Annotated in this window: 20 protein-coding genes; 1 reads left to right on the top strand and 19 read right to left on the bottom strand. The window is 34.5% G+C overall.

Annotation, left to right across the window (positions count from 1 at the left end):
• Nucleotides 1–16: 16 nt before the first annotated feature.
• From ANASTE_RS09575 to ANASTE_RS09485, 19 genes are all read right to left on the bottom strand, one after another.
• A complete protein-coding gene (locus tag ANASTE_RS09575; protein WP_007050816.1) occupies nucleotides 17–202 on the bottom strand; it encodes a type Z 30S ribosomal protein S14 in 186 nt (61 codons plus the stop codon).
• Nucleotides 203–215: 13 nt separating this feature from the next.
• Nucleotides 216–758 carry a 50S ribosomal protein L5 gene (gene rplE, locus ANASTE_RS09570; protein WP_007050815.1) on the bottom strand — a complete coding sequence of 181 codons (543 nt, stop codon included), beginning with the start codon at nucleotides 756–758 and terminating at the stop codon, nucleotides 216–218.
• A gap of 16 nt (nucleotides 759–774) precedes the next feature.
• Entirely contained in the window at nucleotides 775–1,083 is a 309-nt protein-coding gene (rplX, locus tag ANASTE_RS09565) for a 50S ribosomal protein L24 (RefSeq protein ID WP_007050814.1), read from the bottom strand.
• 13 nt (nucleotides 1,084–1,096) lie between these two features.
• On the bottom strand, nucleotides 1,097–1,465 hold the full coding sequence (rplN, locus tag ANASTE_RS09560) for a 50S ribosomal protein L14 (protein ID WP_007050813.1): 369 nt from the start codon (nucleotides 1,463–1,465) through the stop codon (nucleotides 1,097–1,099).
• Nucleotides 1,466–1,495: 30 nt separating this feature from the next.
• Nucleotides 1,496–1,750: a 30S ribosomal protein S17 gene (rpsQ, locus tag ANASTE_RS09555; RefSeq protein WP_007050812.1), complete on the bottom strand. Its 255-nt coding sequence runs from the start codon at nucleotides 1,748–1,750 to the stop codon at nucleotides 1,496–1,498.
• 18 nt (nucleotides 1,751–1,768) lie between these two features.
• Nucleotides 1,769–1,969 (bottom strand): 50S ribosomal protein L29, encoded by a 201-nt coding sequence (gene rpmC / locus ANASTE_RS09550; protein ID WP_007050811.1) that lies wholly within the window; start codon nucleotides 1,967–1,969, stop codon nucleotides 1,769–1,771.
• On the bottom strand, nucleotides 1,969–2,406 hold the full coding sequence (gene rplP / locus ANASTE_RS09545) for a 50S ribosomal protein L16 (RefSeq protein ID WP_039945541.1): 438 nt from the start codon (nucleotides 2,404–2,406) through the stop codon (nucleotides 1,969–1,971). Before rplP ends, rpmC begins: the two co-directional genes overlap by 1 nt.
• Before the next feature lie 33 nt (nucleotides 2,407–2,439).
• Nucleotides 2,440–3,081 carry a 30S ribosomal protein S3 gene (gene rpsC / locus ANASTE_RS09540; RefSeq protein ID WP_007050809.1) on the bottom strand — a complete coding sequence of 214 codons (642 nt, stop codon included), beginning with the start codon at nucleotides 3,079–3,081 and terminating at the stop codon, nucleotides 2,440–2,442.
• A gap of 17 nt (nucleotides 3,082–3,098) precedes the next feature.
• The gene (rplV, locus tag ANASTE_RS09535; RefSeq protein WP_007050808.1) at nucleotides 3,099–3,434 is read right to left on the bottom strand and encodes a 50S ribosomal protein L22; all 336 of its coding nucleotides are present in this window, start codon (nucleotides 3,432–3,434) and stop codon (nucleotides 3,099–3,101) included.
• A gap of 20 nt (nucleotides 3,435–3,454) precedes the next feature.
• Complete coding sequence (rpsS, locus tag ANASTE_RS09530) at nucleotides 3,455–3,733, bottom strand: 30S ribosomal protein S19 (RefSeq protein ID WP_007050807.1); 279 nt, start codon at nucleotides 3,731–3,733, stop codon at nucleotides 3,455–3,457.
• Between the two features lie 10 nt (nucleotides 3,734–3,743).
• The gene (gene rplB, locus ANASTE_RS09525) at nucleotides 3,744–4,577 is read right to left on the bottom strand and encodes a 50S ribosomal protein L2 (protein ID WP_007050806.1); all 834 of its coding nucleotides are present in this window, start codon (nucleotides 4,575–4,577) and stop codon (nucleotides 3,744–3,746) included.
• A 14-nt stretch (nucleotides 4,578–4,591) separates the two neighbouring features.
• A complete protein-coding gene (gene rplW, locus ANASTE_RS09520) occupies nucleotides 4,592–4,879 on the bottom strand; it encodes a 50S ribosomal protein L23 (RefSeq protein ID WP_007050805.1) in 288 nt (95 codons plus the stop codon).
• Entirely contained in the window at nucleotides 4,879–5,496 is a 618-nt protein-coding gene (gene rplD / locus ANASTE_RS09515; RefSeq protein ID WP_007050804.1) for a 50S ribosomal protein L4, read from the bottom strand. The genes rplW and rplD overlap by 1 nt, the downstream gene beginning before the upstream one ends.
• Before the next feature lie 23 nt (nucleotides 5,497–5,519).
• Nucleotides 5,520–6,155, bottom strand: a complete 636-nt coding sequence (gene rplC / locus ANASTE_RS09510) for a 50S ribosomal protein L3 (protein WP_039945536.1) — start codon at nucleotides 6,153–6,155, stop codon at nucleotides 5,520–5,522.
• A gap of 41 nt (nucleotides 6,156–6,196) precedes the next feature.
• Nucleotides 6,197–6,505, bottom strand: a complete 309-nt coding sequence (gene rpsJ, locus ANASTE_RS09505) for a 30S ribosomal protein S10 (protein ID WP_039945534.1) — start codon at nucleotides 6,503–6,505, stop codon at nucleotides 6,197–6,199.
• Nucleotides 6,506–6,914: 409 nt separating this feature from the next.
• Nucleotides 6,915–7,604, bottom strand: coding sequence for a helix-turn-helix domain-containing protein (locus tag ANASTE_RS11530; RefSeq protein ID WP_007050801.1), 690 nt, complete (start codon nucleotides 7,602–7,604; stop codon nucleotides 6,915–6,917).
• 193 nt (nucleotides 7,605–7,797) lie between these two features.
• Nucleotides 7,798–8,310 carry a CarD family transcriptional regulator gene (locus ANASTE_RS09495; RefSeq protein ID WP_007050799.1) on the bottom strand — a complete coding sequence of 171 codons (513 nt, stop codon included), beginning with the start codon at nucleotides 8,308–8,310 and terminating at the stop codon, nucleotides 7,798–7,800.
• A 194-nt stretch (nucleotides 8,311–8,504) separates the two neighbouring features.
• Nucleotides 8,505–8,915: a hypothetical protein gene (locus ANASTE_RS09490; RefSeq protein ID WP_007050798.1), complete on the bottom strand. Its 411-nt coding sequence runs from the start codon at nucleotides 8,913–8,915 to the stop codon at nucleotides 8,505–8,507.
• Between the two features lie 16 nt (nucleotides 8,916–8,931).
• Nucleotides 8,932–9,375 carry a cell wall hydrolase gene (locus ANASTE_RS09485; protein ID WP_007050797.1) on the bottom strand — a complete coding sequence of 148 codons (444 nt, stop codon included), beginning with the start codon at nucleotides 9,373–9,375 and terminating at the stop codon, nucleotides 8,932–8,934.
• Between the two features lie 226 nt (nucleotides 9,376–9,601).
• Between ANASTE_RS09485 and ANASTE_RS11525 the strand changes: the two genes are divergently transcribed.
• Nucleotides 9,602–12,394: an FtsK/SpoIIIE family DNA translocase gene (locus ANASTE_RS11525; protein WP_007050796.1), complete on the top strand. Its 2,793-nt coding sequence runs from the start codon at nucleotides 9,602–9,604 to the stop codon at nucleotides 12,392–12,394.
• Nucleotides 12,395–12,401 lie beyond the last annotated feature (7 nt).

The raw sequence follows: 12,401 nt of genomic DNA, 5'->3' as shown, positions 1-12,401 counted from the left end.
TTTTCTTATATTATTTCTACCAACTTGCTTTCTTTACGCCAGGGATTTCACCTTTGTAAGCAAGTTCTCTAAAACATATTCTACAAATACCATATTTTCTTAGGTAAGCATGAGGTCTTCCGCATATTTTACATCTTGTATATGCTCTTGTTGAATACTTTGGTGTTCTTTTTTGCTTTTCTACCATTGCTTTTTTAGCCATAAAACTTATCCTCCTATGCTTCTTTGAAAGGCATACCCATTAATTTAAGTAATTCATAGCCTTCTTCATCTGTATTTGCTGAAGAAACGAATGCGATATCCATTCCTCTTAATTTTTCAATCTTATCATAATCAATTTCAGGGAAGATAAGTTGTTCTTTAAGACCTAAAGAATAGTTGCCTCTTCCGTCGAAACTCTTAGGATTAACTCCTCTGAAGTCTCTGATTCTTGGGATTGCAACATTTAGAAGTCTGTCAGCAAATTCATACATTCTTTCACCTCTAAGTGTTACTTTAGCACCAATCGTCATACCTTCTCTTAATTTGAAGTTAGAAACTGATTTCTTAGCTTTTACCATAATTGGTCTTTGACCTGTTATCAAAGCAAGTTCGTTTGCTGCTGCTTCCATTTGTTTTGAGTTATCTTTACAATCCCCAAATCTCATGTTAACAACTATTTTATCAAGTTTTGGTACTTGCATTACATTCTTATATCCGAACTTTTCAGTAAGTGCATTTATAACTTCAGCTTTGTATTTTTCTTTTAATCTACTCATTAATTACTGCCCCCTACTATTTAAAAGTTGCATTACATTTTTTGCAGTATCTTTCTTTTTTGCCGTCATTAACTTTTACGCCAGCTCTAACACCTTTTTTACATGTGTCACAGTATAATAAAACGTTTGAAGCATCGATCGGACATGCTTCTTCGACAATACCTGCTTGTTGCATTTGATTTGTTGCTTTTAAATGTTTTTTTCTAACGTTAACATTTTCAACAATTACTCTGTTTTCTTTTGGAAAGCCTTTTATAACTTTGCCAATACTTCCTTTATCTTTACCAGAAATAACAATTACTTTATCATCTTTCTTTACATGCATTATAAAAGCCTCCTTATAACACTTCCGGAGCTAGTGAAACGATTTTCATGAACTTCTTTTCTCTAAGTTCTCTAGCAACCGGACCGAAGATACGAGTTCCTCTTGGTTGGTTATCTTCTTTTAATATAACAGCAGCGTTTTGATCGAATTTTATATAAGTTCCATCCGCTCTTCTAACACCGCTTACAGTTCTAACAACAACAGCTTTTACAACATCACCTTTTTTTACCATTCCGCCCGGAGCAGCACTTTTAACACTTGCTACGATAACGTCTCCGATATTAGCAGTCTTCTTTTTGCTTCCTCCAAGTACTCTGATACATAATAGTTCTTTTGCACCGCTGTTATCAGCTACTTTTAGTCTACTTTCTTGTTGTATCATTCTTCTAAACCTCCTTAAAACGCCAAAAGGCTATTTAACCTTTTCTACGATTTCAACTAATCTATGACGTTTAGATTTGCTAAGTGGTCTTGTTTCCATGATTTTAACAATATCACCAACATCACACATGTTTTGTTCATCATGAGCCATGAACTTAGTTGTTTTCTTTACACGCTTTTTATATAATGGATGGTTTACCATTGTTTCGATAGCAACAACGATACTCTTGTCACCTTTATTTGAAACAACTTTACCAATTCTTACTTTTCTGTTTCCTCTTTCCATTTATCCTACCTAAAATTACTAAGCGTTAGCTTGTAATTCCCTTTCTCGAAGTACAGTTTTCACTCTAGCATAGTCTCTCTTAACTTCCCTTATCTTTAAAGGATTATCAAGTTGTCCTGTTGCATGTTGAAAACGTAGATTGAATAATTCTTCTTTTAAAGATGAAAGTTGGTTATTTAATTCTTGTTCACTCATATTTCTAATATCTTGCGCTTTCATTATGCTTCACCACCTACTAAATTTTCTTGTTCTGCTTTAGTGATAAATTTTGTCTTGATCGGTAGTTTATGTTGAGCAAGTCTCATAGCTTCTCTCGCAGTTTCTTCATCTACTCCCGCAAGTTCAAACATAACTCTACCCGGTTTTACAACCGCTACCCAGTATTCTGGAGCACCTTTACCTTTACCCATACGAGTTTCGGCAGGTTTTTTTGTTACAGACTTATCCGGGAAAATTTTAATCCAAACTTGTCCGCCTCTTTTAATATATCTTGTCATAGCGATACGGGCTGCTTCTATTTGATTAGAAGTGATCCAAGCAGGTTCAAGTGCTTGAATACCGTAATCGCCGTAAGTTACTTTATTTCCTCTCGTAGCTTTTCCTGTCATTCTGCCACGATGTACTTTTCTGTGTTTTACTCTTTTAGGCATTAACATAACTGTTATTTATCCTCCTTATTGAAATACTAATTATTCACCTTTAGTTGGAAGAACTTCGCCTTTATTTATCCAAACTTTTACACCGATTTTTCCATATGTTGTATCTGCTTCCGCAAAACCATAATCAATATCAGCTCTTAATGTTTGAAGTGGCACGTTTCCATCACTATATTGTTCTGTTCTAGCCATTTCAGCTCCGTTTACTCTTCCTGAAACGCTTGTTTTGATACCTTCAGCACCACCTCTTAAGGCTCTGCCGATAGCTTGTTTCATTGCTCTTCTGAAAGAAATTCTTCTTTCAAGCTGCTGAGCGATGTTTTCTGCTACTAATTGTGCGTCACAGTCAACATTTTTTACTTCAATAATGTTGATATAAACATTTTTACCAGTCATCTTTTGAAGTTGTTTTCTTACTGCTTCAATACCAGAACCAGCTTTACCGATAATCTTTCCAGGCTTTCCTGTGTAAATAAAGATTTTGATCTTTTCGCCGAATCTTTCAATTTCAATTCTAGAAATTCCGGTATTATATTGTGTTGTTTTAATATATTTCCTGATGTTGTAATCTTCTACTAAAGTGTCTCCGAAGTCTTTATCTTTTGCATACCATCTTGAAGACCAATCTTTGATTACGCCAACTCTCAAACCATGTGGATTTACTTTTTGACCCATTTAGATATTCATCCTCCTTATGCTCTTTCTTTAAGAACTACACTAATGTGTGAGCTTCTTTTTAATATCATAGACGCTCTACCTTGAGAACCAGCTCTAAATCTTTTTAATGTAGGTCCTTGATTAGCACTAATTTCAGAGATGTATAGCTTTGTAACGTCCATATCATGATTATTTTCAGCATTTGCTGCTGCTGATTTTACTACTTTTTCTATTTCTCTTGCAGGTTTGTTTCCTGTAAGTTTTAAAATATTAATAGCTTCGCCTAGGTTTTTACCTCTTACTAAAGAAGCAACTCTTTTTACCTTAATAGGTGAAACTCTTAAATATTTTGCAGTTGCTTTTGCTTCCATTTATTTTCCTCCTATTAAGCCTATTTAACGCCAGTCTTCTTTTCGCCTGCGTGGCCTCTAAATGTTCTTGTTGGTGCAAATTCACCAAATTTATGTCCAACCATATCTTCAACAACAAAGATCGGAACATGTTTTCTACCGTCATGAACTGCAACAGTGTGTCCTACCATTTGAGGGAAGATTGTGCAGTCTCTTGACCAAGTTTTAACTACTTGTTTTTCGCCGCTTTCATTCATTGCTTCTATTTTTTTAAGAAGTCTCTCATCCACGTAAGGGCCTTTTTTAGTTGATCTACTCATCCTCTACCTCCTATTTACCGCTTCTTCTTCTTACAATGTATTTGTCAGAATGTTTATTTTTCTTACGAGTCTTATAACCAAGCGTTGGTTTACCCCAAGGAGTAACAGGACCGCTTCTACCGATTGGTGCCTTACCTTCACCACCACCGTGTGGATGGTCGTTAGGGTTCATAACAGAACCTCTGACTGTTGGCCTAATACCCATATGTCTCTTTCTACCGGCTTTACCGATAGTGATTATTTCATGTTCAAGATTTCCTACTTGACCGATTGTAGCTCTGCACTCTTTTCTTACAAGTCTCATTTCGCCTGAAGGAAGTCTTAGAGTTACATAGTTACCTTCTTTAGCCATTAATTGAACGTAAGTTCCGGCACTTCTTGCCATTTGAGCACCTTTACCTGCTTTAAGTTCAATATTATGGATAATTGTACCTACAGGAATATCTTCAAGATTCAATGCATTACCTACTTTGATATCGGAGTCTTTACCCGACATAACCGTATCACCAACTTTTAAGTTGTTAGGTGCGATGATATATCTCTTTTCACCGTCAGCATAGAATAATAATGCAATGTTTGCACTTCTGTTTGGATCGTATTCGATAGCATTTACTTTTGCAGGAATACCGTCTTTATTTCTTTTAAAATCAATGATTCTGTATTTTTGTTTAGCACCGCCACCATGATGTCTTACAGTGATTCTACCGTTATTGTTTCTTCCGGCAGTCTTAGTCTTTTTAGAAGTAAGTCTCTTTTCAGGAGATGTTTTTGTAACTTCTTCAAAAGTAGAAACTGTCATACCTCTAAGACCTGGTGAGGTTGGTTTATATTTTTTAATACCCATCAGTAATCGCCTCCTTAGATATTTTCAAAGAACTTAATTTCTTTACTAGCTTCTGTTAATGTAACAATAGCCTTTTTCCAGTTAGCTCTTCTACCTTGTGTTCTACCCATTCTTTTAAGTTTTCCGTTCATGTTCATAACGTTAACTTGTTTTACAGTTACATCGAAAATTTCTTCAACAGCATCTTTGATTTGATACTTGTTTGCATTTTTCATAACTTTGAATGTGTATTTTTTATTTTCTGCATCGAACATACTTTGTTCTGTTACGATTGGTTTAATAATAATATCATGAGGATTCATTATTTATATACCTCCTCTATTTTTGTTAATGCATCTTTAGTTAAAATCAAATTGTTGTATTTTAACATTTCATATACGTTAAGTGTTCCTACTGTAGCACACTTAGCATCTTTAATGTTTCTTACAGAGTTAACAACATTTTTGTCGTTTTCCGCAATAACAACTAAAGTTTTATTTATTTTTAAGTTATCAAATACTTCAACCATAGCTTTAGTCTTCGGAGCATCAAATTTAAGTTCGTCCAAGATAAACAATTCTTTATCATTTACTTTAGCAGAGAACACTGACTTCATAGCAAGTCTTTTCATTTTCTTATTGATGCTTTGAGAATAATCTCTTGGTTTCGGAGCAAACGCTACACCACCGCCGGTCCAAACCGGATTTCTTGATGAACCAACTCTTGCTCTACCTGTACCTTTTTGTCTCCATGGCTTTTTACCGCCCCCACGCACTTCTGCTCTTGTTTTAGCACTTTGAGTTCCTTGTCTTTGATTAGCAAGGTATGCCTTAACATATTGATGAACAACCGGCATATTAGGTTCGATTTTGAAAATATCATTGTTTAAGCTTACACTTTCAACAACTTCGCCTTTTACGTTTAATACATCTGCTTTCATATCTATCCTCCTTACCTAATACTTTATTTAGAAGCCTTGATACTATCAGTAATTGTTACGATAGAACCATTAGACCCCGGAACAGCACCTTTAACAAGGAGCATGTTATTTTCATTATCAGCTTTAACAACCGTTAAGTTTTGAACTGTAACTTTTTCACTGCCCATGTGTCCTGGCATGTTTTTACCTTTCATTACTCTTCCCGGATAAGAAGCACCGCTCATAGCACCTACTACTCTGTGAGATTTACTACCGTGTCCCATAGGTCCTCTTGATTGACCATGTCTCTTAATAGCACCTTGAAATCCTTTACCTTTGCTCACTCCGGTAATATCAATCTTATCTCCGGCTTCAAATACATCAGCTTTGATTTCATTTCCTGTTTCATAACCGGAACAGTCATCGAATCTGAATTCTTTGATTTTTCTTACAGGTTTTACGCCTGCTTTTTCAAAATGTCCTTTTAATGGCTTGTTAACATTCTTTTCGTTAATTTCGCCATAACCAAGCTGAACAGCTTCATAACCGTCTTTTTCAACTGTCTTAACTTGTAATACATAGCAAGGACCTGCTTGTAATACAGTTACTGGGATAACTTCGCCAGTTTCACTAAAAACCTGAGTCATACCCACTTTTTTAGCCATAATAGCTTTCTTCATTCTTTCTACCTCCATTAGCGGACTACTTAGTAGTCATAATTTTATAATTTGATTTCAATATCAACACCAGCTGGTAAGTCTAATTTCATTAGAGCTTCAACTGTTTTTGGCGTTGGGTTAAGGATATCTATCATTCTCTTATGAGTTCTCATTTCGAATTGTTCTCTAGAATCCTTGTACTTATGAACCGCTCTGATAATTGTAACAACTTCCTTTTGTGTAGGAAGTGGAATAGGTCCGGAAACTTCCGCTCCTGTTCTCTTTGCAGTATCAACGATCTTAGTTGCTGATTTATCGATTACTGCGTGATCATAAGCCTTTAACTTAATTCTGATTTTTTGATTTGCCATACTTTCTTCCTCCTGAAATCTTGATTCGCCAGTACGACCATACTTGATACACTGTTCCGTGTGTTTCACATGTAGAAAAGTCACACAAAAACATCAAGCATGCCGCCCCATTCTAGATGGTGACATACTCCACGGAAAAACCCGTTCTCACGGCAACCTCCCGCTTCAACGCATTCCTTTTTGTCATAGCTCACTAATAATACACTATAAAAGCCTATAATGCAAGGCTTTTCTTACATTTTTTTTACTTTTTTTAAGCAATATTTTTTCACTGATATATTTGTGTATTTATTATACATTTTTACCATATTTTAATATATTTATCATTAATTCAGTTAATTTTATTAAAATTTATTATATTTAATATTGTCCAACAAAAAAACAGCCCATTAATTGGGCTGTTTTTTTGTTATCTATTATCATCTCTAAAATGTATTGTAGTTATGATTGATACTGCTAAGTATAATATTGTAATTAAAATCATAGATTTTCCTGAACTTACAGGTCTTGGAATGATATATGTTACGGAAATATATAGTAAGGATAATATGCTTGGTGTGAAAAACCAAACATTGATTTTATAAAACTTTTTCTTGTTTTTTTCTTTTTGTTTTTCGTTTTTTACTGTGTTTTGATAATTATAAAATAGACCTATTCCTATTACTTGGATGAGCAGTGCAATCGCACAAGGAACGATCATCTTAAACGAAAAGTAAAAGCTTACATATAATAAAAGTCCTGCTATAACTAAAATCGTACTAATAATGATAGGATCGTTTATTATCTTGGAATTTGTCCCTTTTATTGATTCTGTTATTTCTCTTTCGATTTGTGATGATAAAGCTTCGTCCACACTTTGATTATTATTAACATTATTACTTTGACTGCTTATTTTTAATTCATAGTCTTCTTTTAAAATATAGTCGGTGGGGACACTGAAAAGTTCGCTTAATTTAACGATCTTATCTATATCCGGAAGGCATTGTTCTGCTTCCCATTTTGATACGGCTTGCCTTGATACTCCGAGCTTTTCTGCTAATATTTCCTGCGAAAAGTTATTTTCTCTTCTAAGTGTCATTATTTTATTTCCTATTGTCATTTGAACATTCTCCTTTCTTTAAGGTTATACTACCAATATTTTTTATGTGTTTCTACCAACTCCGGCTTGAATTTTGTAAACCCGCGGTTGCAATGCCGTAAAAATGCTATCCTTTGGATTATATATAATTAATGTATATTTAAAATTTAAATAATAAAATATATACAAAAAAGAGAATATACCTATATTCTCTTTAATTTGCATGTTCAATTTTTAATTCATTTACAATAAATGGGATTACTTGATTTGGTTCAATTTTTAAAACATGAGAAAATTCCTCATGAAGTATTTTTTGAGCACTCTTCATAAACTGTTCGTCACTCATGTGCAATTTTTTACCTTGTTTTGTAAGCTGTTCCTTTTGAAAATGGAGAGTTCTGATAATCTTTATCAAACCTCTTCTGTCTCCGGACTGAATGATTTGTTTGTACGTTTCTTTTCTTTCCCCGTCATTCTCAATCCATATCAAATCTTCATTGGGCATATTTCTTATCAATTTATAAATTTCATCCGATGATAATATTTTACGCATTTTACTCGTTTGTTTCTCATTATCAACAGGAACATAAATAGTCATTGAGTTTTTACTTACCGTATTTAAGATATAATATTTTTGTTTTTTTCCTCCGAATGTCTTTTCTGTTATTTCGGATATTCTGCATACTCCCTCGGTGTCGTATAGAATTATTTCATCTACTTTATACATTTATTAACCCTTCTTTCTTAATTGGTTTATGTATACTAAAGCTATTTTGTTTTAAATAAAAAGAGCAGTTTTTTGTAACTGATTTTATGTCACAAAATAAACTGCACGTTACATAAATATATTATAACATATTTTATTTGATTATGTAATAATTATTTTTTCTTTTTTAAGGATAAAACACCCTAAAGGGTGTTTTATCTTCTGTTTCTTCTTGAATTGTTGTTATTTGGTGATGAAGGCATATAATCTCTCATATTACCTCTTGGAAGAGTTATGAACTTAACCGAATAAATATCGCATATTATATATTCATTATTTTCTACGTTATATAATGTGAAATAACTCAAACCTACACTGTACATTATTCCTTGTTTGGATACCAGTGTATCACTTCCTATCAAGAATTCGCATATGCAAAATTCACCTTTTATTGTATTTAGTATAGAAGGTGCTGTACCGGCTGTAAATTCCGGAGGGATATTAGAACCGTCACCTTCCATTATTGTGGTTTGATTTGTATTGGTGCTATTCATTTTACCATCCAAACCGGAGCTGGATGACATTTGTCCATTTAAAATATTATTTAGATTATCTTCTCTTTCCATTCTCGACCCCTTTTCTTTATGTATCTAAATATTTTTCTGTCGGATTATAAAAGCAGTGACCGCCTATTTTTGTTATGAGGCTTCCTACGCTACTGGGAAAATTCTGTCTGCAAGCGTTTGAAAAGGGATTATAAAACCAGAGAGCATAACCAAGGTTATATAATCTGCCTCCTCCCATTGCCCAGTCCGCAATAGCATAATGAATATTTGTAGGATTCATATTATAGATATTTTGAGGATTGTATTTCCCGTTTACCGTTTCCATTGCACAAGTAAACTGTCTGGGCTGCATAATGATGTTTCTTATGCTTCCTCCGTTTGAAACCCTTGCATATTCTCCGTAAGGTGTGTGAACCCTGTTCATTACTACACTCGCTACTGCCGCCATACCGACATCACCTTCACCGCCGGCTTCACATTCAATCAGTCTTGCCAATAATTCTCTTTCCGAATATGCCATTCTCTCCTCCAAAAAAATATTTTATAGTAATGTATATTCATGAATTTGGCTTTTATTCATTGTTAAATTACTTTGGATGATGTATTATATTTTAAATCAAGAATGAATAATGTGTTATATTTTAGCAGATATAATATCTATGAAAAAAAATAAAAATATGATAGAATATAATATACGACTTTTATAGTTAAAAAATAATAACTTAAATATATAATGAGGTGTCATTTTGGCAAATAAAAAGACTACTGCAAGAAAGAAAAATAGCAGAAGCACTAAGACAACACGAACAAGCAAAAAACAGATGGAACAGGAATTGTATAAAAAGAAGATCGTTCAAAATGAAGTGATCGGAGTGGTCATTTTATTTTTTGGTATCTTTATGCTCTATTCTCTTTTATCAAAGGACAGCGGAGTGTTCGGAAATAATTTACATAATATATCGATGTTTTTATTTGGTAACGTAGGAACCGCTCTTATAGGTGCGGCTTTCTTGATACTGGGTTTTTATGTTATATCAAGACTAAAACCTTTTAAGGAACTCATTACTTTGATTTGCGTGACCGTTATTATTTTTAATATAATGGCGGCGTTCAATATCGGAGGAGAACTTTTGAAGTATGGAGCCTTCAGCAATCAATTGTTTGTATCTGTATTAAATGTAGTTACCAAAGGCGGGATAATCGGTATTTGGCTTGGGGGTATATATACTACTCTTCTTTCTGAAATAGGAGGATATATATTCATAGCTACTTCTATAATCGTATGTTTGATACTGATATTCAAAGATAATATTGCACTGTACAAAGAAGACAGAAAAGCACTTAGGCTTAAAGAAAAAGAAGTCAAAATGGAATTAAGGGAAGAAAGGCTGAATGAAAAGCTTATAAAAAGAGAAGAAGAAATCAGAAAACAGGCTTTGGAGGGTAAAAGTAAACCCGGATTTTTCCCTGCTTTTAGAAGTAAACTTCCCAAAAATCCGTATGATGCAAAATCTATAACTACCGATAAAGATAAAGAAGAAGTTTTGGATAAGTGGGAAAAAGAATATAAAGAAAGCAAAAATCCGTTTAAAAAGAAAGCAGAAAAAAGAGAAGAACCTATAATAAAGACTTATTACAGAGGTGATCAGGGAAGCTTTATAGATTTTGAAGAAGAAGAAAAGAAGACCGGTAAGAAAGAGAATATCGTTACGGAAGAAAAGCCTAATAAAGAAGAAATAAAAAACAGAGTTAGAAAAGAACAGGGACTTGATGATATCATAAAGGAAACAGAAGAGAGTCAGGATAAGACAAATAGAGAAATAGAGAGAACGAAAAACTTCATAAGTCCCAAAAATATAAATGATGAGGGCTTTATGGATAATGAGCCTATCGAACATGTTGAAAAAATAGATTTAAGCGACATTGACAGAGCCAATAAAGAGCAGGCGGAGCAATTAAATAATATAAAAGCCGCGATGGAAGGTAAGAGTAACAATTTAAATACTTCTCTTGTAGAGGGGAAAGAGAAAGTGCCTTATGTGTTTCCAAAAGCAAGCTTATTGAAAAGAGCAGACAGACGAAATAATAAGGGCGAAAGAGACAGAGTCCTTGAAAATACAAAGGTGTTGGAAGAAACTCTTGCTAACTTTAAGATAGGTGCAAGAGTTACAGAAGTAAGTATCGGACCGACAGTTACCAGGTATGAACTTGAGCTTGAACCGGGTATAAAAGTCAGCAGAGTCGTAGGACTTCAGGATAATCTTGCAATGGCACTTGCGGCAAACGGGATAAGGATGGAAGCTCCTATTCCGGGTAAGAGTGCCATAGGTATAGAAGTCCCAAATAAAGAAGTCTCAGTTGTCGGTTTCAGAGAGATAGTGGAAGATAAAAAATTCAAGGATAGTAAATCAAAACTTTCCATAGCCCTCGGGAAAAATGTAACCGGTGATATGGTAGTAATGGATATAGCCAAACTTCCTCATTTGCTTATTGCGGGTGCTACCGGTTCGGGAAAAAGTGTTTGTATCAATGCGATAATAAATTCTATTTTATATCATGCAAGCCCCGAAGAGGTTAGACTAATATTGATTGACCCTAAAATGGTAGAGCTTAATGTGTATGAAGGAATCCCTCATTTATTGGTTCCCGTTGAAACTGATCCAAATCATGCTGCGGGTGCGCTTAAATGGGCAGAGAAACAAATGAAGATAAGGTATGATTTATTTGCTCAAAACAGAGTAAGAGATATAAAAGGTTATAACAAAAAAATGGATGAGACCAACGGTGAAAAAATGGCCCAGTGGGTCATTATAATCGACGAGTTGGCGGATTTGATGATGACATGTGCATCACAGGTAGAGTCTGCGATTTGCAGATTGGCTCAGCTTGCCAGAGCGGCGGGTATACATTTGGTACTTGCGACTCAAAGACCGAGTGTTGATGTAATCACGGGTTTGATAAAGGCTAACATACCTTCTCGTATATCTTTTGCGGTATCATCTCAGATAGATTCAAGAACTATACTTGATATGGCGGGAGCTGAAAAGCTCCTTGGCAGAGGGGATATGTTATATGCTCCAGTCGGAAGTAATGCTCCAATGAGGGCGCAGTGTGCTTATATAAGCGATGAAGAAGTAGAGGAAGTTGTTAAGTTTATCAAGAAAACTCAAGTTCCTAATTATGATGAAGATGCTATAAAAGGTATAGATACCGTAGCGGTGGAAGAAAATATGCCGGGAAGCGAAAAAGATGTAAACAGAGAAGACTTTATAGATGATAAGTTTAACGATGCTCTTAACATAGCTTTCGAGCTGGGAGAAATATCTACATCAATGCTTCAAAGAAGGCTTAGGATAGGATATGCAAGAGCGGGAAGGATAGTAGACGAACTTGAACAAAAAGGTATAGTATCCGCTCCCGAAGGAAGCAAACCAAGAAAAGTCCTAAAGAAGAGAGAAGATTTTTTCTCAAACAGTGTGGTTGAGAGTGATGAAGTATATCCTGAGGGCACTTTGGATATAGAAGAGGAAATATATTAATTGGAGA

The organism is Anaerofustis stercorihominis DSM 17244, from assembly GCF_000154825.1.
GTDB lineage: Bacteria > Bacillota > Clostridia > Eubacteriales > Anaerofustaceae > Anaerofustis > Anaerofustis stercorihominis.
Note: the sequence above shows the minus strand (reverse complement) of the source record. Positions and strands in the feature narration are given on the sequence as shown.